The organism is Sphingopyxis sp. BE235, assembly GCF_031457175.1.
Taxonomy (GTDB): Bacteria; Pseudomonadota; Alphaproteobacteria; order Sphingomonadales; family Sphingomonadaceae; genus Sphingopyxis.
Genome location: NZ_JAVDWC010000006.1, coordinates 68,027 through 92,169 on the forward strand (window position 1 = coordinate 68,027; position 24,143 = coordinate 92,169).

The following is a 24,143-nucleotide window of genomic DNA, read 5'->3' on the forward strand; positions in this document are numbered from 1 at the left end:
GTCCGACTTTAGCTGGCGGGCACATCCTCGCCATCGATGCCCTGATATTTGAGCTGGAGATAGCGTTCGCGCGTCGCGAGCTTGTCGAGTTCGCCCGCCGCGAGGCTGCGCGCGGCGTTGCCGATCTCGCTTTCGAGCATCTTCAGCCCGCCGACGAGCGTTTCGTCGGGGGTGCGGCCGGCGTGCGCTTCGGTGCGCAGCCCCGCGGGGATGCGCTGATAGCCCGCGACGAGTTCGGGCAGATCCTCGCCGACGAGCTTGCGGATGTTCGCCGCAGCGGGGCTCGATACGTCGAGCGTCTGTAGCTGCGGCGCGAGCAGGTCGAGCTGGACGCCGATGCCGTCGACGAGCTGGCGCGCGGGGGCGGGGAGCGCGGGGCGCTGTGCCTCGAGCCAGATTTCGGTGCGGCCGGCGAGCTGTTTCAAGTCGGCCTTGGGCAGATCGGCCTGGCGTGGTTCGGGGAAGGGCGAGCGGCCGAACAGCACCGCGACCCCGATGAGCAGGATGAACAGCGCGAGCAGCCCGGTGAAACCGAGCGGCTGGATGAGCGCGCCAAAGACGGCGGCGCCGATCAGTACGATCCCGCCTGCGATCAACACGCGGCCGAGCTTTTTATAGAGATGCTGGCGGCGCAGCGCGACGCTCTTGGTGCCGATCGGGCGGCGGCGCTCGCGCGACCGTTCGATCGCGGAGGCGGCCGTAACCCGAATCTTGTCGACTTCGCTCATTGTCATGATGTGCCTTAGCCTTCGAGCGACGCGAGCGGGCTGTCGGCACCGCCGACGCTCGCCTGCGCCTGGCTCGCACCCTCGGCGCGCGCGATATAGCCTTTCGACTTCGCGACCTCGCCCTCCAGCGTCGTCACCGTCGTCTTCATGCTGTCGAGCGCCTTCAGCTTGAAGGTGTCGATCGCGTCCATCGTGTCATAGATATTCTGGAACGCGCGCTGGAGCGTTTCCATCGGGATCGTGCTCGACGCTGCCTGCTCGTGGATGCGCGCAGTGTTGTCCTTCAGCATCTTCGACGTGCCGTCGATGATGTTCGCGGTCGTGGTGTTGAGCGCGGTGATCTGTTCGAGCACCAGCTTCTGGTTCGTCATCGCCTGTGCGACGGTGATCGCGGTTTTCAGTGCGCCGACGGTAGTGGTCGAGGCGCGGTCGACGCCCTTCACCAGTTCGACATTATTCTTTTTGACGAGATCGAGCGCGAGATAGCCCTGCACCGTCACCGCCATCTGGGTGAGCAGGTCCTGCGTGCGCTGGCGTGCATAGAAGAGTGCGTTCTCGCGCAGCACCTTCGCTTTGGCGGGGTCGATGCCGTCGAGCTCGGTCGCCTTCGCCTCGAGCTTGGCATCGAGCGTGCCCGCGATGTGGACCATCTGCTCAAGCTTGCCCATCGCTTCCCACAGCTTACGGCGCTCGACGTCGATGGCGGCATTGTCCATCAACAGTTCGTCTTTGCCGTTCGACAGCGCGGTGAGCACGCCCGAGATATGCGTCTGCGCGCTGCGGTACTGCGCAAAATAATTGCCCACCTTGTTGCCGAGAATCTTGTCGAAAAAGCCGCGCTTCGAAAGCAGCTTGCCGTTCGCCGACGGGTCGAGCCGTTCGACGGTGTTGCGCAGCTCGATCAGGTTCATCCCGATATCTGTGTCGCGGTCCATCGCCTTGATCGGGCGGTCGAGGAAACGGTTCGACTGGTTTGCCGCCTCGAGCATTTCCTTGCGGCCCATGTTGGTGATCTGGTCGACCTTCTGCCCGAACGCGGGCGAGTTGACGTCCTGCGCGACGAGGTCGTCGATAAAGCCGTCGACGCGTTCCTCGAGCTTCGATTTCTGTTCGGTCGACAGCGGGACGAGGCCGGCGGCCTTTTCGGGGGAAACTGCGGGCACGGGATCGGGCGGGGTCAGCTTCAACTCGTCGGTCGCGGTTGCCGTCGCGGTCAGTTCGCTCATTCGTCTTCCTTCCAGCCACCCAATAGAAAATCTGGCCAATGCCTATATGGCATGCGCATCTGTGTTATTCAAGCACCACACCCTGCCGCGACCGCAGCACCGGCGCGATCCATGCGGACAGGATCAGTTGCGCCATATGATAGACGAGGATCGGAACGAGCACCATGCCGGCGATGGCGGGCGGGAAAAGCGTCGCAGCGAGCGGCGCGCCGACCGCGATGCTCTTTTGCGCCCCCGAAAAGAGCAGGGTGATGCGGTCGGGCCGTGCAAGCTTCAGCAGCCCGCCGAGTGCCCACGCGCCGCCGAACGAGAGCGCGAGCAGCGCCGCGACCGCGGCGAACACGATGGCGATCTCGCGCCCGTCGAGCAGACTCCAGATCCCCGCGACGACCGCGGCCGAGAAAGCGACATAGACCGCGATCGCGATCGCGGTGCGGTCCATGAAGGTCGCGAGGCCGCGATGCGCGAGGACCCACGGTCGCAGCCAGCGCTGGACAAGCTGTCCCGCGACGAAGGGGATTAGCAGGATCGACACGATACGGAGCACCGCCTCGCCATGGATATCGCCTTCGGCTCCGGCGAGCAGTGCGAAAAGCAGGGGTGAGAGCGCGACCCCGCTGAGGTTGAGCAGCGCCGCCGCGACGACACTCGCCGCGACATTGCCGCCGGCAAGGCTGCTCGCCGCGGTCGCCGACTGGACGGTCGAGGGCAGGATGCCGAGGAAGAGGAAACCGAGCGCGAGCGTCGCGGGGAGCAGCAACGCGGTCGCCGCCTGCGCGGCGAGGCCGAGCAGCGCCATGAAACCGAAACAGAAAGCGAGCGCGCTCCCCTGCAGTTTCCAGTTACGGATGCCGTGCAGAACTTCGTCGCGCGGCAGGCGTACGCCGTTGAGGAAGAAGAGGAAGACGATCGCCGCGGTCGACAGCCCTCCCGCGATCGGCACCGCCGCGCCGCGCACCGGCAGCAGGCTCGCGAGCAGGATCGTCGCGAACAGCACGGGGACGAAGCGATCGGGGAAGATGCGGGCCAGCATTGGTTTGAGCGATGGCGGGATGAGAAATGAATGGCAAGCTTGAGATGATTTCGTCGCCCCTGCGAAGGCAGGGCCGCTATCGGTGTTGAGCAAGGCTGCCAGCGGCCCCTGCCTTCGCAGGGGCGACGGTTAACATTCGAACTAGCCATGGTCCGCCGCCCGGCTACATACGTGCCATGGCCCATATCCTGATCCTCGCCGCGCTGCCCGAAGAGGCCGACGCGCTGTTTCTCGGCACCGGCGACCGCGCTGACGGGCTGTTTGCCGAACGGCGGCTCGTGGTCGGTGGCCGCAGCCTCACCATCGCGACCTGCGGACTCGGCAAGGTCAATGCCGCGTTGTGCGCGGGCATGCTTGGCGGCGATGCCGACCTGCTGTTGATGACGGGCACCTGCGGTTCGCTGGACGCGGCGCCGGGCGCTTACTGGATCGCCGAGGCGTTGCAGCATGATTATGGTGCCAATCAGCCCGGCCTTTTTCGCCGCTACCGCGCGGGCGAATGGCCGATCGGCGAGGCGGGCGAGGCACATTTTTCGGCGATGCCCGACCCTGGGCTCCGTCTGCCGCACGCGCGCATTGCGAGCGGCGACAGTTTCGTCGCGTGTCCCGATGCCGCCGCCGATCTTGCAAACCTCGGCGCGACACTCGTCGATATGAAGGTTGGCGCGGTGGCGCAGGTCGCGGCGCGGCTGGGCAAGCCGTGGGCGGCGATCAAGGCGGTCACCGACGAAGCGAACGGCGACAGTGCGGGCGATTTCCACGCCAATCTCGTGCGCGCCGCGCGTGTCGCCGGGCAGGAGGTCGAGCGGCTGATCACGATGATCTGACCGTCGCTTCCTCGTTCCGCGCGGGCCGCATTTGTGATAGGCTGGCGCCCGTATCGACCGCGGGAGAGACTCGTGATGCGCTATCGATCTTCACTATCCATCGCTGCAGCTTGCGCGATCTTCGTCGCGCCGCTCGCTTTCGCGGCGGGCGGCGGCGGAGGGGGCGGCAGCGCGCCGCCGAGCCAGAGCAGCTACGACCCGACGGTCGATTACAAGAAAGGCGCCGACGCCTTCGCCTCGGGAAAATATGACGAGGCGGCGAAAGCATTCAAAAAGGTCGTGTCGGCGGTGCCGAAGAACCCCCAGGCCAATTATCTGCTCGGTGCGAGCTATATGGCGCAGGGCGATTTCTCGCGCGCGGTGAAGCCGCTCGAAGCCGCGGTGCGCTATAACGAGAAGATGGTCGAGGCGCGCCGCGACCTCGGCATCACGCAGGCGAAGCTCGGCAAGGCGGAAAAGGCAGCTGAGCAGGCCGCGGCGCTGAAGGCGATGCAGGAAGGCTGCGGCGGCACCTGCGCCGATGCCGCGAAGCTCGCCGATGCGGTTGCTAAACTCGATGCGGCGGTGGCCGCGGGTCCGCAGGCGCAAAATGCGGTCGAGCCCGAGGTTCGGCTCGCCGCGGCCGAAACGCTCGATGCGACCTATGTTGCCGCCGTCGGGTTGATCAACGAGCATCGCTACGAAGCCGCGATCGCCAAGCTCGACGCGGCGTTGTGGGCGGCGGGGCCGCATCCCGATGTGCTCACTTATCTCGGCTTCGCGAACCGCAAGCTGAAACGCTATGACGCGGCCGAGGCCTATTATCGGGAGGCGCTTGCCATCGCGCCGGCGCATCGCGGCGCGCTCGAATATTATGGCGAGTTGAAGCTCGAACGCGGCGACGTGGCGGGCGCCAGGGCACATCTGGCAAAGCTCGAGGCGATCTGCGGTTTCGGCTGTCACGAAGTCGACGAACTCAAACGCTGGATCGCGGAGGGCCGCTCATCGGCAAGCTGATCGCGCTCGCGGCGCTGCTCCTTGGCGTCGCGGCGACGCGGAATGCGCCGCCGGCTTTCGAACAACTGCGCTGGACCGCGCCGGGGTCCGAACGGGCGCTTTTGTCGGAGCAGCCCGCGAGTTGCCTTGCCAGCGACACGCCGCTCGTCCGCAGCGGCCGAGCGCTGTTCGGGGCGCCGACTTTGCTCGGCGGACAGGCGGCGAAGGCGGGGCTAAGCTGCGCGAGTTGCCATATCAACGGCCGCGACAATCCGCATTTCCTGCTCGCAGGCGTGTCGGCGGCGCCGGGGACGGCCGACGTCACGAACAGCTTTTTCAGCGCCGCGCGCGGTAATGGTCGCTTCGACCCCGTTGCGATTCCCGATCTCGCGATGCCGGGAAAGGTCGCGCGCGATCCCGATACGCGCGCGCTCGAAGCCTTTGTCCGCAACCTGATCGTCGAGGAGTTCGGCGGGCAGGAGCCGACCCCCGCGATGCTCGACGCGCTCGCTACCTATGTTCGCGCGGTGCGCCCTTGCCCGGTCGAGGAGCGGATTGGGCGGCGTCTCGGCGATCAGCTTTCGGCCATCGACGACGGCGTCGCGGGCGCAGAGCTGATGCTCGATCGCGCCGACCCGCAAGGCGCGCGGCTGGCAATCGCGTCGATGCGCCATCAACTTGGACTGATCGCCGAACGCTATTCCGGATCGGGACTGGCACGCGAGCGCGAAGGGTTGCTCGCCGAATCGCGCGCGTTGCAGGCGATCGGCGATGGCGACGTCGCGCGGATCGGGCCGGCGCTCGGGCGCTGGAAGGGCGAATTCGACACGGGGCTCGCAAAACGGCTGCGCCGCGCCGAGGGGCGCTCGCTGTACGACGCGAACCGTCTGGCGAAATCGCTGCGCTAGCTCGCGCCATCGGCAATCATGTTGCGCCGCAGCACCCATTCTGTTAGGGGCGCGGCGTTTCGCGGCGCTCCGGGCGCTGCCCCCTTCCAATAAGGCCCTTCCGCATGTCTTTGCGCAATATCGCCATCATCGCGCACGTCGATCATGGCAAGACCACCCTCGTCGACCAGCTGTTCCGCCAGTCGGGCACGTTCCGCGACAACCAGCGCGTCGAAGAGCGCGCGATGGATTCGAACGATCTGGAAAAGGAACGCGGGATCACGATCCTTGCGAAGTGCACCTCGGTCGAGTGGGGCGAAGGCGCCGACCTGACGCGCATCAACATCGTCGACACCCCGGGCCACGCCGATTTCGGCGGTGAGGTCGAGCGTATCCTCAGCATGGTCGACGGCGTCATCCTGCTCGTCGATGCGGCCGAAGGCCCGATGCCGCAGACCAAGTTCGTGACCGGCAAGGCGCTCGCGCTGGGCCTCAAGCCGATCGTCGTCGTCAACAAGATCGACCGCAGCGACGCGCGCGCCGCCGAAGTGCTCGACGAAGTGTTCGAACTGTTCCTGACGCTCGAGGCCAATGACGAACAGCTCGACTTCCCGATCCTTTACGCCTCGGGCCGCGGCGGCTTCGCGTCGGACAGCCCCGAAGCGCGCGAAGGCACGCTCGAGCCGCTGTTCAAGACGATCGTCAGCCATGTGCCCGAACCCGGCCTGCCCGAAGACGGTCCCTTCACCTTCCTCGCGACGCTGCTCGACCGCGACAATTTCATCGGCCGCATCCTGACCGGTCGCGTCCAGTCGGGCACGATCAAGGTCAACCAGCCGATCCACGCGATCGACATGGATGGCAAGGTCATCGAGACCGGCCGCGCGTCGAAGCTGCTCGCGTTCCGCGGGCTCGAGCGCGTTCCCGTCGAGGAAGCGCGCGCGGGCGACATCGTCGCGATCGCGGGTCTCGCGCAGGCGACCGTCGCGAACACCATCGCCGACACCAGCGTCAGCGAGCCGATCGCCGCGCAGCCGATCGATCCGCCGACGCTGTCGATGCGCTTTGCCGTGAACGATTCGCCGATGGCGGGCCGTGAAGGCAGCAAGGTGACGAGCCGCATGATCCGCGACCGCCTGTTCCGCGAAGCCGAAACCAACGTCGCGATCCGCATCACCGAAAGCGCCGACAAGGACAGCTTCGAAGTCGCGGGCCGCGGCGAGCTTCAGCTCGGCGTGCTCATCGAAACGATGCGCCGTGAAGGCTTCGAACTCGGCATCAGCCGCCCGCGCGTGCTTTATGGCGAGGACGAGGCCGGCAAGCGCACCGAACCGTATGAAACCGTCGTCATCGACGTCGACGACGAACATTCGGGCACGGTCGTCGAGAAGATGCAGGTCCGCAAGGCCGACCTCACCGACATGCGTCCGTCGGGTGGCGGCAAGACGCGCATCACCTTCTCGGGTCCGTCGCGCGGCCTGATCGGCTATCATGGCGAATTCCTGTCCGACACGCGCGGCACCGGAATTATGAACCGCCTGTTCGAGAAATATGGCCCGTACAAGGGCACGATCGAAGGCCGCAAGAATGGCGTCCTGATCTCGAACGGCAATGGCGAAGCCGTCGCCTACGCCCTTGGCCCGCTCGAAGAGCGCGGCATCCTCTTCGTCTCGCCCGGCGAGGCGCTGTATGAGGGCATGATCATCGGCGAGAATGCGAAGCCCGACGATCTTGAGGTCAACCCGATGAAGTCGAAGCAGCTCACGAACTTCCGTTCGACGGGCAAGGACGACGCGATCCGCCTGACCCCGCCGAAGCGCATGACGCTCGAACAGGCGATCGCTTATATCGACGACGACGAGATGGTCGAAGTGACCCCCAAGAATATCCGCATCCGCAAAACGCTGCTCGACCCGCACGAGCGCAAGAAAGCGTCGCGCAAGAAGGAAGCGGCGTAAGGATGAGGGGGGCGGCCAGCGATGGCCGCCCCTTTTCTTTTCGAACCCCGTTTCGATTGGCGTTCCCCCGGGCCGGGTTGCGCATTACAGGCGGGCGATGCTTCGCCTGACCGAACTGACCTTGCCGCTGCACCATGCGCCGGAGGATTTGCCCGCTGCGATCTGCAAGCGGCTGCGCATCGGTCCGCGCGAACTGGTGCGCCACGTCGTCGCGCGCCGCGCGCACGACGCGCGCGACAAGACGAACATCAAGCTGATCTATTCGGTCGACGTCAATGTGAAGGACGAGGGCGCGGTGCTCGCGCGCTTTCGCAAGGACCGCAATGTCCAGCAGACCCCGAACACCGCCTATAAATTCATCACGCAGGCGCCGAAGGGCGTCAAACGGCCGGTCGTCGTCGGTGCGGGGCCGTGCGGGCTGTTCGTCGGGCTGATCCTCGCGCAGATGGGGTTCCGCCCGATCATCCTCGACCGCGGCAAGGTCGTCCGCGAGCGCACCAAGGACACATGGGATTTGTGGCGACGCGGCGTGCTCCACCCCGAATCGAACGTCCAGTTCGGCGAGGGCGGCGCGGGCACTTTCTCGGACGGCAAGCTCTACAGCCGGATCAAGGATCCGCGGCACCTCGACCGCAAGGTGCTGACCGAGTTCGTCAAGGCGGGCGCGCCGCCCGAAATCCTGACCGAGGCGCACCCGCATATCGGCACCTTCCGGCTGGTGACGATGGTCGAAAGCCTGCGCGAGACGATCGAGGGGCTGGGCGGCGAATATCGCTGGCAGCACAAGGTCGACGGGCTCGACATCGCCACCGACGGCGCGGGCGAGCGCCGCGTCCAGGGGCTGCACCTGGCGGGTGGCGATTATATCGAGGCCGACCGCGTCGTCCTCGCCGTCGGCCACAGCGCGCGAGATACCTTCGCGATGCTGCACGCGGCGGGGGTGCATGTCGAGGCGAAGCCCTTTTCGATCGGCGTCCGCATCGAGCATCCGCAATCGTGGATCGACACCTCGCGTTTTGGTGCCGATGCGGGCAACCCGATCCTCGGCGCCGCCGAATATCATATCTCGCACCACTGCAGGAACGGGCGCACCGTCTACAGTTTCTGCATGTGCCCCGGCGGCACCGTCGTCGCCGCGACGTCCGAGGAAGGCCGCGTCGCGACCAACGGCATGAGCCAATATTCGCGCAACGAGCGCAACTCCAATTCGGGGTTCGTCGTCGCGATCGACCCTGCGCGCGACTATCCCGGCGATCCGCTCGCCGGCCTCGCCTTCCAGCGCCACTGGGAATCGCTCGCCTTTGTCGCGGGCGGATCGAACTATAAAGCGCCCGCGCAGCGCGTCGGTGATTTCCTCGCGGGGCGCCCGTCGACCGCGCTCGGCAGCGTCGTGCCATCGTACCGCCCCGGCGTCACGCCGACCGACCTTGCGGCGTGCCTGCCCGACTTTGCGGTCGAGGCGATGCGCGAGGCGATCCCGGTGTTCGGGCGCCAGATCGCGGGATACGACCATCCCGACGTGGTGATGACGGGGGTCGAGACGCGCACCTCGTCGCCCGTGCGCTTTACCCGCGGCGACGATTTTCAGAGCCTGAACACCGCCGGGCTGTTCCCCGCGGGCGAGGGTGCGGGCTATGCCGGGGGCATATTGTCGGCGGCGGTCGACGGGATCAAGGTTGCCGAGGCGGTGGCGCGGAGCCTGATGCCATGACGCTGATCCTGTTCAACAAGCCGTGGGGTGTGCTGTCGCAATTCACCGACAAGGGCATGACGGCGAGCGCCGATGGCCCGCGCGCGACGCTGTCCGATTATATCGACGTCCCCGGCGTCTATCCCGCGGGGCGGCTCGACCGCGATAGTGAAGGGCTGCTGATCCTCACCGACGACGGCGCGCTGCAGGCGCGCATTGCGTCGCCGAAGCACAAGACGCCCAAAACCTATCTGGCGCAGGTCGAGGGCGAGCCCGACGCGGCGAGCCTCGACCGGCTGCGAAGCGGGGTCACCCTCAACGACGGCCCGACGCGCCCCGCGACCGTCCGCCGCATCGACCCGCCCATGCTGTGGGACCGCGACCCGCCCGTGCGCTACCGCAAGAGCGTCCCCGACAGCTGGATCGAACTGACGATAACCGAAGGCCGCAACCGCCAGGTCCGCCGCATGACCGCCGCGGTCGGCTATCCGACGCTGCGGCTGGTGCGCTGGCGAATCGGGGGATGGGAGCTTGGCGAACTGGCGCCGGGGGAATGGCGCGAGGCCGGGTGAAAGGTCCGCGCGCAATTTCGTCATCGAACGGCGCTACACTTGTCAAAGGCCCGGTGCCCCACTATCCGTCGCGAACCTGGCCCCAGGCATCTTGACCAGCCGACGCCGCCACCAAAGATTGCTTCAGCTGAGCCCTGTTCCAGCCACTCCCTATGTCGAACAGCTCAGCATCGGGGCGGGGCGCCGCACGCTTGCCATAAGCCTGGCGGTTCTGATCCCCGCGCTCCTGCTGCTCCTGCTCCTCTCCTTTGGCTTTGAAACGGAGCCTGACTATCGGGAGGCGCGCGTCAGCGTGGTCAGCCTCGAGGCCAGCCAGATTTCGGAGGAAGCGCCCGAACCGAGCAGCGCGAAGCGCGAGCAGGCCGAAGAGCCGCCCGTGCCGCCGCAGCCGGCAACCGAGGACCCGCAGCCCCCGCGCGCCGTGGAACCGAAGGTTCCGCCGATCATAACGAAGCCGGCCGAACAGCCGCCCGCGCCGGCGCTTCCGCCGACGCCCGTTCGTCCGCCGAGCGGGAAGGTCTATGGGCCGCCCAACACCGGCGGCGGCTCCTCCGCCTCGCGCGATACGGAACGCGTGGGAACGGCTCCCAATGGCGAGCCGCTCTATGCGGCGGCCTGGTATCGCGAGCCGAGAGACGACGAACTGCGCGGCTATTTGTCGACCGCCAGCGGGCCTGGCTGGGGACTGATCGCTTGCCGCACCGCGCCTGATTATCGCGTCGAGGATTGCGTCGGGCTCGACGAATATCCGAACGGATCGCAGATCAATCGCGCCGTGCTCGCCGCCGCGTGGGCGTTCCAGGTGCGGCCCCCGCGGCTTGGTGGGCGCCCGCTGGTAGGCGCCTGGGTCCGGATCAGGATCGATTATGGGACCAGGCGGCGCTAAGGTCAGGCGAAGCCGTCGACGGCAATCCGTGGCATGACTGCGGCCGGTTCGACAGGGCGGCGCGGCGCGCTTCGTGGCCATTCTTCGGCCGTATTTCAGGGCGAGGATCGGGTTTCAGGGAGGGGCATCCAATGACCATGAGATCCATCGCCGCATCGCTCGCGCTGCTATCCTGCTGCGCGTCGCCGCTACACGCCCAGACGATCGGGGACAGCACACATCTGAACGGCGCCGGCCCGGTCGCGACGGGGGGCTTCGTCGGCGCGCGCCTGCGCATCCCGCTCGGCGGAACGAAAAGCGACGAGGTAAGGACGCTTCGCGTGGGCCTGACCGTGGCGCCGATGCAGCGGAGTGAGGGGGCGGGGCTGAAAGGGCCCGCGTGGCGCATCGGCGAGGGGCTCGAATTCGGCTTCTCGGGCGATGAGCGATCGCCGCAAATCTCGCTCGCCGGGCAGCGGCTGACGCCGGCGCGCTATGCGCCCGGCCGGTCGACGCCAGCGAAGGGGCGCAGCAACATGTCCGACGCGGGGACCGTGGCGGTCGTCGTGGGCGGTCTCGCCCTCCTCGCGGGGGTCGGGCTGCTCGTCGCCCTCGATGCGTCGGACGACCCCGACCGCTGCTGCGAATAGCCGCAGCGGCCGGACTGGGGAGGCGTCTCGGCCTGAAGCGGCAGTGCAAGGATGCTCTGCTTCGCGACAAAGCCTCATATCCTTCCCCCATCGAGGGGGAAGGATAGCGGGTCCGGTCAGAACTTCAGGCGCGCCCCGACATAGAATTGGCGGCCATTGTCATAGATCGCGCGCGGGCGGTCGCGGGTGCCCGAATATTGCTCGATCTTCTCGTTGGTCAGGTTGATCGCATCGGCGGTGAGCGCGATATTATCGGTGATGTTGACGCTGACCGAGGCGTCGAGCGACGACAGGGCCGCCTGATTGAGCGGCGCCGAGCGGTCGATATCGATGAAGAATTTCGACCGATAGTTGTACGAGAGCCGCGCGCTGATCAGATCATTCTCATAATAGCCCGTCAGGTTGAGCGAATGCTTGGAATTGCCCGGGATCGGGTCGCCATTGTTCGCCTTGGCGTCGGAGTAGGTGTAGTTCGCCACCATCCCGAAGCCGCCCCAGATCGGGCGCGACACCTGGAATTCAAAGCCCTGGTTGCGTCCGCCGTCGCCGTTGCTGCGACGGTTGATCTGATAGGGGCAGTTGAACAGGTTCGGATTGGCGCCGCCCGCCGCGACGCAGCCCGCGGGCTGCGATCCCGGCACGAAGACGCTCGGCAGGATTTCGGTCGAGGTCGTGTTGACGATGTACGACTGGATGTCCTTGTAGAAGGCGGCGAGCGCGACGATCGTCTCGCGGTCGGGATACCATTCGATCGACAGGTCATATTGGTTGGCGCGGTACGGATCGAGGTTCGGATCGCCGCCGCGGCCGGTCAGCAAGGTGCCATTGAGGTCGACGCCCGGGGTGATGTCGACGAAGTCGGGCCGCGTCACCGTCTTGCCCGCGGCGAAGCGCAGGATGACCTGGTCCGACAGGTCGACCGAGAGGTTCGCGCTCGGCAGAATGTCGGTGTACGAGCGTTTCGCCCGCGACGGGGTGAAGCCGCCGAACGGGTTGGTGAACTGCGGGTTCGCGCCGCCGATGATGAAGCCGTCCGAGGTCTGCTTGGTTTCGATCACGCGCACGCCGACATTGCCGCGCCAGCCGTCGCCGCCGAATTTGGCGAGGCCGTAGCCGCCATAGGCTTTCTCGTTGATCGAGTAAGTGTTGCCGGGAACGAGGAAGCGGTCGGTACCGGGTGCGGTCTGCGACCCATAGATCGCGCGCAGCTTGGCGGGATCGACGCGCCAGTAATCCTTGAGCGTGCCGGGCGCCGCGATATTGTCGAGGAAGTCGCCGGGCATCCCGCTGCCGGTCGCGAAATCGGCCGAGGTGCAGGGGACGCCGCCGCAGCGCAGGCCGGGGGTGAACACGCCGCCGTTGGTCGCGAAGCGTTCGGCGACGCGGTCGTGGTCGGTATATTTGACCCCGAATTTGAGCGCGGTCATCGGGCCCCATTCGACCTGCTTTTCGACGTCGAGGTAGAAATATTTCTCCTCATCGTCGTTCGTCACCGACTGCATGCGCGCGAAGTCGGGGCGGATGCCCGCCGGGTTGAGCGGATTGGGGTTCGAGAAGCTGACTTCGGGCCGGCCGCTGCGCAGGTCGTAGCTGAAGGCGCCGGGGCCCGCGAATTCGATGAAATTCTCGTTGCTCGTGTCGCCGTTCGCCTTGGTCCAGCCGGCCTTGAAATGCACCGACAGGCTGTCGGCGGGGCGCCAGGTCAGGTCGAAATCGGCCGACACGGTCTTGGCGACCGCCGCCCGGTCGATCGCGTCATAGACGACCCCGAAGCCCTGCGTGCCGCCGGCGCGCGACGCGACATTGCCCGCGACCGCGACGCCGTCCTGCACCACCGCATTGCTGATCGTGCCGCCGCCGCCGAGTGCCTGTTCGCCCCATGCGATATAATTCTGGTTGAAATTGTCGGCGTTGAAGCGCGAATAGAGGCCGGTGATGTTGACTTCGAGTTCGTCCGACGGCCGGAACTGGATGCCGATATTGGCGCCGTAGCGTTCGCGGTCCTGTTCGAACATCGTCGAGCCGATCAGCGTGGGGACCAGCGCGCTCTGCCCGCCGCCGACGGGGAAGGAGCGGTAGCCGAAGATTTCGAGCCCGTCGCGGCGTGTGCGGCGCTTCTGGTAGATGGCACCGACGAGGACGCCGAAGGTTTCGGCTTCATTCTTCCAGCTGACGAGGCCCGAAAGCTGCGGGTCGAACTTGCCCGACAGGTCCGAATAGACGCCCTGCACCGAGGCCGAGAGGGTGAGCGGGTCGAGGTCGAGCGGGTTGCGCGTGATGACGTTGATCGTGCCGCCGACCCCGCCTTCCTCGACGTCGGCCTGCGGGCTCTTGTACACTTCGAGGCGGCCGATGATCTCGGCGGGCAGGGTCAGATAGTTGAAGCTGCGCGTCGAGGCGACCTGATCGAGGATGAACCAGTCGGCGGTCGCGACGCTATGGCCGTTGAGCAGGGTCTTGGTGAGGTTCGGCGCGGTGCCGCGCAGCGAGACGCGCTCGCCTTCGCCGAACTCGCGGTTGACGACGATGCCAGGAACGCGCTGGAGCGCCTCGGCGACATTCTTGTCGGGGAATTTGCCGACATCCTCGGCGGTGACGACATCGGCGATAACCGACAGGTCGCGCTTCGCGTCGATCGCTTCGCGGAGCGATCCGCGGATGCCGGTGACGACGATTTCACTTTCCGCTGCGTCGGCGGCGGCCGGGGCAGGGGCTTGGGCGTGGGCCGCGCTAGCGGCAAAAAGCAGCGTACCAATGCTGGCCGAAGCGAGCAGATATCTTGCATTGGTCATGTTCAGTCTCCCTCTTTTTGATCTTAGATCAAGTTTTGCTCTAATTTTGAGGGAAATTTATACATACCAATCTATCCGTCAAGCTGAATTTGACGCAATTTATGCGCCATACACGCGAAGTGTGCGGAATTTTGGTACTTTATTGGTATTGTTCTGACAGTGTTTAGTGCCCTAACTAAATTCCGGTGCGCGAGTCGCGCTTGGCCTGATGGGCTAGAAATCCGGAAGCACCTGGTTCGCAAACCCCCAACCTTTGAGTTCGGGGCTCGCGGCGCGTTCGAGCAGGTCTTCACCATCCTTGATCGTCCAATGCCCCGCTTTTTCGACATCGGCGAGCGCATCCCAGCCGATCGGCACCGCGACGGGACCCTGTTCGCGCGCGCGCGCCGAATAGGGCATGATCGCGGTGCTGCCGCGCTGGTTGCGGAGGTAATCGATGAAAATCTTGCCCTTGCGCTTCGCCTTGCTCATCGTCGCGACGAAGCGGTCGGGTTCGGCGAGGCTCAGCGCCTCGGCAAAGCGTTTCGAGAAATCCTTGTGCGCGTCCCAGCTGTGCCCCGGATCGAGCGGCACGACGACATGCACCCCCTTGCCGCCCGAGAGCATCGCGAAGCTGACCAACCCGATGTCGGCGAGCTGGCGGCGGATGTCGGCGGCGGCTTTCTTGACGTCGGCGAAATCGAGCCCTTCGTCGGGGTCGAGATCGAAGACCATGCGGTCGGGCTTTTCGAGCGCATCGACATGGCTGTCCCAGCCGTGGAACTCGATCGTCCCCATCTGGACGCAGGCGAGGATGCCGTTGGCGTCTTCGACATAAAGATAATCCTCGTGCCCGCCGTCCTTCTCGCGGATCGGGACGTGCAGCACATGCTCGCCGAACGAACCCGAATCATGTTTCTGGAAAAAGCATTTCTTGCCGCGCCCCTGCGGGCAGCGGACGAGGCTGATCGGGCGGCGCGCGGCGTGTGGGAGCATGACCGGCGCGATCGCGGCATAATAATCGGCAAGGTCACCCTTGGTCGCCTTCGCCTCGGGAAAGATCACGCGGTCGCGGCTGCTGATCTTCACGTCGTTTTGCGGAGCGGGTGCGGGTTGCTTCTTTTCGGGTGTCACGTCCTTTGCCTCCTTGTCGCTGCGCAGGCCGAGAAAGCTTGCGTGGCGCACCGATCCGCTTGCGGTAAATTCGGCGAAGGCGATTTCGGCGACGAGTTCGGGTTTGAGCCAATGGACCTTGCGCGCCGATGCGGCGTCGACTTCGAGCGGCGCGGTCTTGCGTTCGCGGCTCGCGAACTTCTTCGCGAGGTCAGCCATCGTGCCGGTGTCGAAGCCGGTACCGACATTGCCCTTATAGACGAGCCTGTCCCCGTCGCGCTGGGCAAGAAGGAGCGAAGCGAAGGGCCGCGCCTTGGTCGACGAGGGGTTCCAGCCGACGAGGATGAATTCCTGCCGCCGCGTGCATTTGACCTTTACCCAATTCTTCGACCGGCGGCCCGAGTAAGCGGCGTCGGCGCGCTTCGAGATGATACCTTCCTGCCCCGCACCGCACATCGCGGCGTAGAGCTTTTCGCCCGCGCCGATGACATGGTCGGCGACGGCGACCGGCGGGGCGGCGTGGCGGAGAAGCGCTTCGAGCCGTTCCTTGCGTTCGAGGTTGCCGAGCTTCGCGAGCGATTTGCCGCCTTCTTCGAGCAGGTCGAAGGCGAAAAAGAGCAGCTCGGTTTTCTCGTCCTGCGCGCCGTGGCCGCGTTTGAGCACCGCCTGCAGCGACGAGAAATCGGGATTGCCATCCTTGTCATAAGCGACGATCTCGCCGTCGATCAGGCACGGCGGGAGATCGAGCGCGGCGAGATGGCGGACGAGAGGGGCGAATTTGTCGGTCCAGTCGAGGCCGTTTCGCGTGTAGACACGCACGTCCGATCCCGCGGCGGCGATTTCGGCGCGATAGCCGTCATATTTGATCTCGTGGAACCAGCCGTTGCCGCCGGGGACGGCGTCGACGAGCGTCGCGAGCTGGAGCGGGCGGAATTTGGGCGGTTTGCCCTTTGCCGCGGGCTTCGCGACCTTTTTGTTGTGCGCGGCGGCCGCCTGCATCTTCTTCGTGAAGGCCGCGCCCTTGGCGCCCTTCAGCGATTGTTCGCCGCCGGTGTCGCCTGCGATCTCGGCCATCGTGCGGCCGGTGAGGATGCTCGTGAGCTGGCGGCCGACGAGGTCGTCGGTGCCGCCGGCATAAGCATCGTTTACCTTGCGGAGCAGCCAGTTCTCGCGCTTTTCGCCGGGGCGCGGCTTCATGCGGACGAGCAGCCATTCGCCTTTCATCCGTTCACCGTCGAGGGTGAAGTGGAGATGGCCTTTCTCGATATCCTTCGCGCTCTTGCCTTCGATCGGCGCCCAGGTGCCGCGGTCCCACAGCATCACGCTGCCGCCGCCATATTCGCCCTTGGGGATCGCCCCCTCGAACTCGGCATAGCTCATCGGATGATCTTCGGTGCGTACCGCGAGCCGCTTGTCGGCGGGGTCGGCGCTTGGGCCCTTGGTCACCGCCCAGCTTTTGAGCACGCCGTCGACTTCGAGGCGGAAGTCATAGTGGAGGCGCGTCGCGTCGTGCTTCTGGACGATGAAGCGGTTGCCCTTACCAGGGGCGACCTTGCCCGCGGGCTCGGGGGTCAGCGCGAAATCGCGCTTGGCGTTATATTGCGCGAGCGGATCGGCGCGCTTCGCCATGTCAGGCGCGCTTGCGCGCCGGTGCCTTCTTCGCCGGTGCCTTCTTCGCGGGAGTCTTGTTCTCCTCGGCGGCGGGCGCTTTCTTCTTGCCGTCGACCGAGGCTTTCAGCGCCGCCATCAGGTCGATGACGTTCGAGCCGCGCGAAACCTCGGCGGGCTCCTCGACATCCTCGAGCACGCGCTTGCCCTTGGCCTTCGCCTTTTTGGCGATCACGCGCTTGAGCGCGTCGACATAGTGATTGTGATAGTCGCTCGCGTCGAACTTGCCGCTCTTCTTGCCGATCAATGTTTCGGCGAGGTCGAGCAGGTCGGCGTCGGGTTTCGCATTGCCGACATCGCGGAAATAATTCGCCGCCTTGTTCACCTCGTCGGCGTAGCGCAGCACTTCGAGCACCAGCCCGCGCCCGCACGGGCGCAGCGCGACAAGCTGTTCCTGCCCGCGCAGCGCGAGCTGGCCGAGCCCGACCTTCTTCGTGCGCTTCAGCGCCTCGCGCAGCACGATATAAGCTTCTTCGGCAAGCTCGTCGGCGGGCACGACATAATAGGGCTTGGTGTAATAGAGGACGTCGATCGCATCGGTGTCGACGAACTGGACGAGCTCCAGGGTTCGCTTGCTCTCGAGCTTGACCGCCTCGATCTCCTCCTCGTCGAGCAGGACATAATTGCCCTTCGACAGCTCGAAGCCCTTGACGATATCGTCATGGTCGATCGCCCCGATGCCGGGGACGATCTTTTCATATTTGACCGGCTTGCCGCTCGGTTCGTGGATCTGGCGAAAGGTGACTGCGGCGCCCGATTTGGTCGCCGAATAGATTTCGACCGGGATCGACACCAGCGCGAGCCGGATCTGCCCCTTCCAGTAAGCGCGTGCGGCCATAATATCATCCTTTTGCGGCTCCCAAGTCACAATGATCGGGGCGGCGCGCGGTTCCCGGGCGGCACTTCATCGGACCCAACTTGATTTTATTGCACCATTATTGTCTCATGGAAGCGGTGGGGCAATGGATCTAATCTCTATCTTTGCAGGGCAAAAGCTCGTCGAATGCTGCATTTACGGTATTCTTGGAAATCGAGTCGATGCCGGTACAAAATGGCTTGCAACGGCGGGCTTCAACCGGCTGTCCGGCGAGGCATCGAGCGAGAGCCCTGTCGTGCTACAGTCTATGCACAAGGCGTTCGTCCTGTCGATCGCGGCAATGGAGAAGGCGTGCGATTCGGTCGGCGGCGATCCGGCGAGCAATATAGCTCGGCGCGCGTTGCGCGATTTTGCGCGATCGAAGGATTTGCGAACCTTCGATCGTGCGGCCCACCAGTTGCGAAGCGATCTGCTCGAGGAACAGGTGCGCACTATCTATGGCCAGCAGGCGAAAACGCCCAAGGCGGCGGCAACCGACCGGGCAATCGCACTGGTCGAAGCCGGGATGCGAACGGCGCTGAGTGAGCCGCTGCGACAGGTATTCCATGAGGGTCATGGGCGCTATCCCGGCTGGGCCGACCAGTTCGAGATGTTTTTTGCTGCAGAGGTCGGGCGCAATCAGGCGCTGGCCAACATTCTCGCGCTCGACCGCGAGAATGAGGCGGTTGCCCGGCTGGAAGAGTTACGCGTGCTTGGCACACGGCATGCGCATGACCTGGCCGATCTGAAGGTCGATATCGAAAGTGGCTTCGACCGGTTCGACCAGCGGTTCGATGAAATCAAGGAAGCGATCCTGTCGCTCGAAGCGACGCAGCAGGCCGAAACCATCTTTCCGGAGGCGGCGCTCGACGTACTGGAAACGGCCGCAAGCGATGGCGATCTGACCGACCGGCAGAAGCAGCGGATTGTGGAACTCTACGGAAAATATCTGGCACGCACGACCACGATCGCCGCCCCGATCGTCGAAGCAAGCATCCGCAATCTGGCGGAATCGGCGGACGATCAGCTCCTCGCCATGGCGCTGCGCGACATGGCGGGTGAGGATCGGGCCAAGGCCGTCGCCGAACGCGAAGAGCAGCTCGAAGGAGATGTTGCGCGAACGGCGGGGCAGTTTCGTGAGCTTGCATCGGTTGCCGCGCTCGATTCAATCGCGAATGCGGTCCGGCTTTACCGGCGTGCCGCCGATCTCGATCCGGGCGATGTATGGACGTGGATAAACCTGGCGCGCCTTCAGGAAGCGGCGGGAAATCTGGTAGAGGCGCGCCGCGCTGCAGAGGCGGCGCGCCAATATGCCGAAGACGCGCGCGATCAGATGGCGGCTCATGGCGAGTTGGGGGATATATGTATTGCTGAGGGTGCTTTGACGTCCGCAAAAGAGCATTTTCATGCGGCCATGCAAGTGGCGGATGCGGCTGTGACTGCCGATCCCGAGAATGAATGGAAAATGCGCGATCTTTCGATCGCGCAAGACAGGCTGGGTGACATTGAGAGGATAACAGGCGACTTGGGCGCAGCCCGAGAGCGCTTTATGGCAGGCCTTGCCATTTGCGAGGCACTGGTCATTCGTGAACCTGGAAATGCGGAATGGCAGCGTGATCTGTCAGTCAGTCACAATAAGCTTGGCGATCTTGAAAGCACCGTGGGGAATCTTGCCGCGGCGCGCGCGCGCTATGAGTCGAGCCTGGCGATTTGCGAAGATCTGGTTTTGCGCGAGCCAGGAAATGCGGAGTGGCAGCGTGACCTGTCAGTCAGTCAGTCACAACAAACTCGGCAATATCGAGATGCTGACTGGCAAGCTCGATGCTGCCCGGGAACGTTACGTCGCTAGCTTAGCCATTCGCGAGGGTCTGGCGTCACGCGAGCCGGGAAATGCGAAGTGGCAGCGCGATCTGTCGGTTAGCCACGCCAAGCTCGGCGATATGGAAGTTGAAGGGGGCGATCCCGATGCAGCACGTGCACGCTACTCGGCAAGCTTCGCCATTTTCGAAGCCCTTGCGCTGCGCGAACCCGGACATGCGGAATGGCAGCGTGATCTGTCGGTCAGTCACAGCAAGCTTGGCGATCTTGAAAAAAAGGCTGGAAATCTTACTGCGGCGCAGGTGCGCTATGCCTCGAGTTTGGCCATTCGCGAGGGTCTGGCGTTACGCGAGCCGGGAAATGCGGAATGGCAGCACGACCTGTCGATCGGCCACAACAAGCTTGGCGATCTTGAGAAAATGGTGGGCAATCTTGCTGCCGCGCGAGCATGCTATGTGGCGAGCTTGGCCGTTTCAGAAGCTCTCGCGCTGCGCGAGCCGGCAAATGCGGGATGGCAACGTAGTCTGTCGATCAAACATGAGCGACTTGGCGATCTGGCCGAGGCCATGGGCGATTTTCCCGAAGCTGTCGCGCGGTACCGCGCGTCGCTTCCGATCGCGCAGGCGCTAGCTGATCGCTGGCCTGACCGTCCTCAATTTGCCGATGACCTGGCGATCACGCAGCGGAGGCTGGCCGAACTGGAAGACCAGCTCCCCTCCCGCTAGCGGGAGGGGAAGACCGTTCAGAATTCGATCGAGGCCGATGCCTTGAAGGTGCGCGGGCCGCCCTGGAGCAGCCGCGAGCCGAAAGCGCTGAACGCGTTATAGGCTGTGGCCCAATAGCGCTTGTCCGCGACATTATCGACGTTGAAGCGCAGCGTCAGCGGGGTGTCGCCGACCAGCGCGACATAGCGCGCGCCAAGGTCGAAGCGCGTCCAGCTATCGAGTTCGAGCGTGTTGGCCGAGTCCACGGCCTGCTTGCCGGTGTAGACGACGCGGCCGACGAGCGTCAGCGCGGGCAGGAAGGGAAGATCCCATTCGACATTCGCGTTGGCGAGCACTTCGGGCACGCCGACCGCGTCCTTGCCTTCGTTCACGCCGCCCTCGGTCCGGCGCAGCTTGGCGTCGTTGAAGGTCAGGCCCGAGATGATGCGGAGGCCGTCGACCGGCTCGCCGTCGAGCGTGATCTCGACACCGCGGTTCCGCTGGGTGCCGTAATTGCCATAGACCAGCGTGTCGGGGTCGACGAAGCTGTTGGGCTTGTCGATCTGGAACAGCGCGAGACCCGCGTTGAAGCGGCCGAAGTTGAGCTTGCCGCCGACTTCATATTGCGTCGACTTGACCGGCGGCAGCACCGCGCCGCGGTTGACGACGGGGATGGCGTTGCCGTTGCCGTCATCGATCGTGAGCGGCGCGACGGAGCCTGCCACCAGACCCTCGATGCGGTTGCCGTAGAGCGAAAGCCCGGGGGCCGGCTTGACGACGAGGCCGAGAACCGGGGTCGCCGCCGATTCCTTGTAGCCGCCCGTGCGGGCGCCGTCGGTATAGGAATAGGAGGTCGTCTTGATCTCCTGCAGGCGCAGGCCGCCGGTGATCAGGATGCGGTCGTCGAGCAACCCGAGCGTGTCCGAGAAGAAGACGCTCGCCACGCGGTTTCGGCCGATCGGGAACACATTGTCGAGGTCGCCGCCGACGAAACCGCCCGGCGTCGGCGCGGGCACGATGACCGGGTCATAGAGATTGGCGGGATAGGCGGCCCCAAAGTCGAAGGCGTTGCGGTTGACCTGCCAGCTCACCGCGGCGCCGGCGTTGATCTCGTGGCTCATGCCGCCGCCTTCGAGCTTGATGCGGATGCCGGCGGTCGCCGATTCATTATTGTCTTCGCGCGGCACGTACGAGCCGCTGCCCGTCGCGGCGCCGGTGACCGGATCGTTGAGAGTGATGCCCGCGGTGGTCTGATCCTCGCGCCCGTCGCGCGCGCCGACCTTGGCATAGAGCATCGCGGCGTCGGACAGGTCATATTCGAGGCTGAAGGTGCCGAAATAATCCTTGGTCAGGATCTGGCTCCACGGCTGCGAATAATTGGTGTCGGCGTGCGGAACGCGCGGGATCACCCCGCCGATGCCGACCTGGCCGCGCCAGTATGTCTGGTTCAGCCGCTGGTAGTTGAGGTTCAATGCAGCGCGCAGCGGGCCATTGTTGTAATCGAGCGTGGCGCCGAGGACGTAGCTCGAGTGGAATTCGTCATCGATCGCGATGTCGCCGCGGCGCGCCGATCCGTTGATGCGCAGCCCCCACTCGCCGTTCGCGCCGAAGCGGCGCGCGACGTCGACGGCGCCCGAGAGGTGCGCGGCAGAGGTATAGCCGAGCGTCGCGCGGATCACGTCGCGCTCGGCCTTTTTGGGGAGCAGGTTGACGCTGCCGCCGATGCCGCTGCCACCCGGGGCGGCGCCGTTGAGGAAGGCGCTGGCGCCGTTGATGACCTGCACCGAGGAGACGAGTTCGGGCGCGACGATCTGGCGCGGGGTGATACCATAGAGGCCGTCGAAGCCGACGTCGTCGGACGACAGGTCGAAGCCGCGGATGACGAAGACTTCGCCCGCGATGCCGAAGCCGAGCGCGGTGCGGACGGTGGGATCATTCTCCAGCACTTCGCCGAGCGAATCGGGCTGCTGGTTGAGGATCAGCGCTTCGTTATAGCTGCGGATGTTGAACGGAATGTCCTCGGCCGCCTTGGTGCCGAAGACGCCGACATTGCCGCCGCTGGTGACCTTGGTCTGGTTGTTGCGCTGCGCGGTGACGAGGATCTCGTCGGCGCCGGCATCATCCTGCGCCATCGCGGGCGTCGCAATGGCGATCACGGCGGCGGCGGCGGTCAGCTCCAGCGCGGTGCGGAAGGTCGATCTGGTCATGTTTATTCCCCTACGTGCGCGGCCCTGTCCCGCGCGGAAATTGGTCAGGTTTGGCGGGCGCGCATGGCCCAGCCGACGGCAAATACGGGTATGGCGAGCGCGGCCCACGACATCGCATCGCGCCATCCGTCGCCGGTCAGCGCGACGACGAGCCCGACGATGCTGACGGTCGCGAGCAGCAGCGGGACGGCGAAGATCGCGCGGAGGCCTTGGCTCTTCTTCATTCGGCGGGCTGCAATGTGCCGCCGCTCTCGACCTCGCGGACGAGCGCGTCGGTTCCGAAGCGGCGCTTGCCGAGCCAGAGATAGAGGCCCGATCCGAGTATGATCATCGTGAAGACGGTCAGGACCGCCCAGAGCAATTTGAGCGGCAGCGCGCCATAGTCGCCGAAATGCAGCGGCTGCGACAGCGCGAGCGCCTTGGCGTACCAGGGCATCGGGCGCGCGTCGGTGAAGTCGCCCGTCTCGGCATCGATCAGCGCCGCGGTGAGCAGGCGTTCGGTGAGCGGCGTGTCGCCCTGGAAAAAGACGGCATAATGATGCTTGCTGCTGAACGCGCCGCCCGGGAAGGCGATGAACTGCGGATTGTTGCCGGGAATCTCCTTGCGCGCCGCGGCCATCGCCTTGTCGATCGAGCCATAATTTTCGGGGGGCACCGCGCCCTTGCCGGCGTAGGTCTTCGTCATCTCGGCCAGCTCGGTCCGCTGCCAATATTCGAAGATCGGGGTGGCGAGCGCGTTGATCACCCCGGTCGCGCCGACGACGGTCATCCACGCGAGCGCGACGATGCCGAGCAGATTGTGATAGTCGAGCCATTTGACGCGGCGGCTGCGCGAGGTGCGCAAGGTGCCGAAGTCGAGCTTTTTCATGAAGGGCGCGTAGAGGACGACGCCCGAGACGATCGCGATCACGAAGAGCAGCCCCATCAGCCCGAGGAAGAGCATGCCGGGCAGCCCGAGGAACATGTCGGTGTGAAGCTGGAGCAGGAAATGCATCACGCCGCTTTCGTCGACGGTCGCGGTGGCCGCGCCGGTCGAGCGGTCGAGGATCTGGATCGTCATGTCCTCCGCCGGGGAATCGGCGCGCGGTGCGGTGGTGATCGTCATCGACGGCTGCTCGTTATCGAACGCCATGAAGACGGGCACCTCGCCCGGCCGCGCGGCGAGCGCCTTTGCGAGCATTTCGTCGAGCGGTTTGAGGCCGGGGGCCTCGCCCGACGACCCGACGCCGGGCATGCCATAGTTCGGCATGTCCTCGGTCAGCGCGTCGATTTCATCGTGAAAGATCAGCGGCAGCCCGGTGACGCACAGCATCAGCAAAAAGCCGGTGCAGACGATGCTCGTCCATTTGTGGATCAGGAACCATGTCCGGATGGTCGATCGTTGCATGACAGGGGCTGCTGCTATTGCGAAGGAAAATCAATAGCGCCCTATGGCCTGACCCCGCAATTGACAACCGCCTTTGCGGCTGGAACCCCATCGTTCGGGCCGGCTATACCATAGATCGGGCCAGCCGATGACGGCCGTTGGTCGCCCCGGGGCCGGGGAGATGTACGAAGAGGCTGCATTGTGGTGCGAACCCTTCGCGCGTTTCGAA

At 65.2% G+C, this 24,143-nt stretch carries 19 protein-coding genes; 10 read left to right on the forward strand and 9 right to left on the reverse strand.

Annotated features, from left to right (window positions below):
• Positions 1-8: 8 nt before the first annotated feature.
• The 3 genes from J2X38_RS20655 to J2X38_RS20665 form a co-directional block, all read right to left on the reverse strand.
• Positions 9-734 (reverse strand): hypothetical protein, encoded by a 726-nt coding sequence (locus J2X38_RS20655; protein ID WP_310257038.1) that lies wholly within the window; start codon positions 732-734, stop codon positions 9-11.
• An 8-nt stretch (positions 735-742) separates the two neighbouring features.
• Positions 743-1,954 (reverse strand): toxic anion resistance protein, encoded by a 1,212-nt coding sequence (locus J2X38_RS20660; RefSeq protein ID WP_310257040.1) that lies wholly within the window; start codon positions 1,952-1,954, stop codon positions 743-745.
• A 64-nt stretch (positions 1,955-2,018) separates the two neighbouring features.
• Positions 2,019-2,987 carry a bile acid:sodium symporter family protein gene (locus tag J2X38_RS20665; protein ID WP_310257043.1) on the reverse strand — a complete coding sequence of 323 codons (969 nt, stop codon included), beginning with the start codon at positions 2,985-2,987 and terminating at the stop codon, positions 2,019-2,021.
• 176 nt (positions 2,988-3,163) lie between these two features.
• On the opposite strand from J2X38_RS20665, the gene J2X38_RS20670 reads away from it, so the two are divergent.
• From J2X38_RS20670 to J2X38_RS20705, 8 genes are all read left to right on the forward strand, one after another.
• The gene (locus J2X38_RS20670) at positions 3,164-3,814 is read left to right on the forward strand and encodes a 5'-methylthioadenosine/S-adenosylhomocysteine nucleosidase (protein WP_310257045.1); all 651 of its coding nucleotides are present in this window, start codon (positions 3,164-3,166) and stop codon (positions 3,812-3,814) included.
• A gap of 75 nt (positions 3,815-3,889) precedes the next feature.
• On the forward strand, positions 3,890-4,810 hold the full coding sequence (locus tag J2X38_RS20675; RefSeq protein WP_058537679.1) for a lipopolysaccharide assembly protein LapB: 921 nt from the start codon (positions 3,890-3,892) through the stop codon (positions 4,808-4,810).
• A 101-nt stretch (positions 4,811-4,911) separates the two neighbouring features.
• Positions 4,912-5,697, forward strand: coding sequence for a hypothetical protein (locus J2X38_RS20680; protein WP_310257048.1), 786 nt, complete (start codon positions 4,912-4,914; stop codon positions 5,695-5,697).
• Between the two features lie 104 nt (positions 5,698-5,801).
• Positions 5,802-7,634, forward strand: a complete 1,833-nt coding sequence (typA, locus tag J2X38_RS20685) for a translational GTPase TypA (protein WP_058537681.1) — start codon at positions 5,802-5,804, stop codon at positions 7,632-7,634.
• A 97-nt stretch (positions 7,635-7,731) separates the two neighbouring features.
• Positions 7,732-9,345 carry an NAD(P)/FAD-dependent oxidoreductase gene (locus tag J2X38_RS20690; RefSeq protein ID WP_310257054.1) on the forward strand — a complete coding sequence of 538 codons (1,614 nt, stop codon included), beginning with the start codon at positions 7,732-7,734 and terminating at the stop codon, positions 9,343-9,345.
• Positions 9,342-9,896 (forward strand): pseudouridine synthase, encoded by a 555-nt coding sequence (locus J2X38_RS20695; RefSeq protein WP_310257057.1) that lies wholly within the window; start codon positions 9,342-9,344, stop codon positions 9,894-9,896. The genes J2X38_RS20690 and J2X38_RS20695 overlap by 4 nt, the downstream gene beginning before the upstream one ends.
• A 91-nt stretch (positions 9,897-9,987) precedes the next feature.
• Positions 9,988-10,782, forward strand: a complete 795-nt coding sequence (locus J2X38_RS20700) for a hypothetical protein (RefSeq protein ID WP_310257059.1) — start codon at positions 9,988-9,990, stop codon at positions 10,780-10,782.
• Positions 10,783-10,913: 131 nt separating this feature from the next.
• Complete coding sequence (locus J2X38_RS20705; RefSeq protein WP_310257062.1) at positions 10,914-11,411, forward strand: hypothetical protein; 498 nt, start codon at positions 10,914-10,916, stop codon at positions 11,409-11,411.
• Between the two features lie 116 nt (positions 11,412-11,527).
• Here the strand turns inward: J2X38_RS20705 and J2X38_RS20710 are convergent, their stop codons facing one another.
• The 3 genes from J2X38_RS20710 to J2X38_RS20720 all read right to left on the reverse strand — a co-directional run bounded on the left by J2X38_RS20710 (position 11,528) and on the right by J2X38_RS20720 (position 17,801).
• A complete protein-coding gene (locus J2X38_RS20710) occupies positions 11,528-14,203 on the reverse strand; it encodes a TonB-dependent receptor (RefSeq protein WP_310257064.1) in 2,676 nt (891 codons plus the stop codon).
• Positions 14,204-14,416: 213 nt separating this feature from the next.
• Entirely contained in the window at positions 14,417-16,924 is a 2,508-nt protein-coding gene (gene ligD / locus J2X38_RS20715) for a DNA ligase D (RefSeq protein WP_310257065.1), read from the reverse strand.
• A 1-nt stretch (position 16,925) separates the two neighbouring features.
• Positions 16,926-17,801 (reverse strand): Ku protein, encoded by an 876-nt coding sequence (locus J2X38_RS20720; RefSeq protein WP_137889859.1) that lies wholly within the window; start codon positions 17,799-17,801, stop codon positions 16,926-16,928.
• 124 nt (positions 17,802-17,925) lie between these two features.
• On the opposite strand from J2X38_RS20720, the gene J2X38_RS20725 reads away from it, so the two are divergent.
• Together J2X38_RS20725 and J2X38_RS20730 are read left to right on the forward strand one after the other, a co-directional pair.
• Complete coding sequence (locus J2X38_RS20725) at positions 17,926-19,668, forward strand: tetratricopeptide repeat protein (RefSeq protein ID WP_310257071.1); 1,743 nt, start codon at positions 17,926-17,928, stop codon at positions 19,666-19,668.
• The gene (locus tag J2X38_RS20730) at positions 19,622-20,362 is read left to right on the forward strand and encodes a hypothetical protein (RefSeq protein ID WP_310257074.1); all 741 of its coding nucleotides are present in this window, start codon (positions 19,622-19,624) and stop codon (positions 20,360-20,362) included. The genes J2X38_RS20725 and J2X38_RS20730 overlap by 47 nt, the downstream gene beginning before the upstream one ends.
• 17 nt (positions 20,363-20,379) lie before the next feature.
• Here the strand turns inward: J2X38_RS20730 and J2X38_RS20735 are convergent, their stop codons facing one another.
• Genes J2X38_RS20735 through J2X38_RS20745 form a run of 3 tightly spaced genes read right to left on the reverse strand, consistent with a single transcriptional unit; the run spans position 20,380 to position 23,935 of the window.
• The gene (locus J2X38_RS20735) at positions 20,380-22,548 is read right to left on the reverse strand and encodes a TonB-dependent receptor (protein WP_310257077.1); all 2,169 of its coding nucleotides are present in this window, start codon (positions 22,546-22,548) and stop codon (positions 20,380-20,382) included.
• 44 nt (positions 22,549-22,592) lie between these two features.
• Positions 22,593-22,772 carry a hypothetical protein gene (locus J2X38_RS20740; protein WP_310257079.1) on the reverse strand — a complete coding sequence of 60 codons (180 nt, stop codon included), beginning with the start codon at positions 22,770-22,772 and terminating at the stop codon, positions 22,593-22,595.
• Complete coding sequence (locus J2X38_RS20745) at positions 22,769-23,935, reverse strand: PepSY domain-containing protein (RefSeq protein WP_310257082.1); 1,167 nt, start codon at positions 23,933-23,935, stop codon at positions 22,769-22,771. Before J2X38_RS20745 ends, J2X38_RS20740 begins: the two co-directional genes overlap by 4 nt.
• Positions 23,936-24,143: the final 208 nt, after the last annotated feature.

Excerpts from the sequence above, each read along its gene's own strand:
- J2X38_RS20745 (WP_310257082.1), bottom strand. The coding sequence starts at position 23,935 with ATGCAACGATCGACCATCCGGACATGGTTCCTGATCCACAAATGGACG.
- J2X38_RS20660 (WP_310257040.1), bottom strand. The coding sequence starts at position 1,954 with ATGAGCGAACTGACCGCGACGGCAACCGCGACCGACGAGTTGAAGCTG.
- J2X38_RS20720 (WP_137889859.1), bottom strand. The coding sequence starts at position 17,801 with ATGGCCGCACGCGCTTACTGGAAGGGGCAGATCCGGCTCGCGCTGGTG.
- J2X38_RS20725 (WP_310257071.1), top strand. The coding sequence starts at position 17,926 with ATGGATCTAATCTCTATCTTTGCAGGGCAAAAGCTCGTCGAATGCTGC.
- J2X38_RS20665 (WP_310257043.1), bottom strand. The coding sequence starts at position 2,987 with ATGCTGGCCCGCATCTTCCCCGATCGCTTCGTCCCCGTGCTGTTCGCG.
- J2X38_RS20655 (WP_310257038.1), bottom strand. The coding sequence starts at position 734 with ATGACAATGAGCGAAGTCGACAAGATTCGGGTTACGGCCGCCTCCGCG.
- J2X38_RS20730 (WP_310257074.1), top strand. The coding sequence starts at position 19,622 with ATGCTGACTGGCAAGCTCGATGCTGCCCGGGAACGTTACGTCGCTAGC.
- J2X38_RS20690 (WP_310257054.1), top strand. The coding sequence starts at position 7,732 with ATGCTTCGCCTGACCGAACTGACCTTGCCGCTGCACCATGCGCCGGAG.
- ligD (WP_310257065.1), bottom strand. The coding sequence starts at position 16,924 with ATGGCGAAGCGCGCCGATCCGCTCGCGCAATATAACGCCAAGCGCGAT.
- J2X38_RS20735 (WP_310257077.1), bottom strand. The coding sequence starts at position 22,548 with ATGACCAGATCGACCTTCCGCACCGCGCTGGAGCTGACCGCCGCCGCC.
- J2X38_RS20670 (WP_310257045.1), top strand. The coding sequence starts at position 3,164 with ATGGCCCATATCCTGATCCTCGCCGCGCTGCCCGAAGAGGCCGACGCG.
- J2X38_RS20695 (WP_310257057.1), top strand. The coding sequence starts at position 9,342 with ATGACGCTGATCCTGTTCAACAAGCCGTGGGGTGTGCTGTCGCAATTC.
- J2X38_RS20675 (WP_058537679.1), top strand. The coding sequence starts at position 3,890 with ATGCGCTATCGATCTTCACTATCCATCGCTGCAGCTTGCGCGATCTTC.
- typA (WP_058537681.1), top strand. The coding sequence starts at position 5,802 with ATGTCTTTGCGCAATATCGCCATCATCGCGCACGTCGATCATGGCAAG.
- J2X38_RS20710 (WP_310257064.1), bottom strand. The coding sequence starts at position 14,203 with ATGACCAATGCAAGATATCTGCTCGCTTCGGCCAGCATTGGTACGCTG.
- J2X38_RS20740 (WP_310257079.1), bottom strand. The coding sequence starts at position 22,772 with ATGAAGAAGAGCCAAGGCCTCCGCGCGATCTTCGCCGTCCCGCTGCTG.
- J2X38_RS20705 (WP_310257062.1), top strand. The coding sequence starts at position 10,914 with ATGACCATGAGATCCATCGCCGCATCGCTCGCGCTGCTATCCTGCTGC.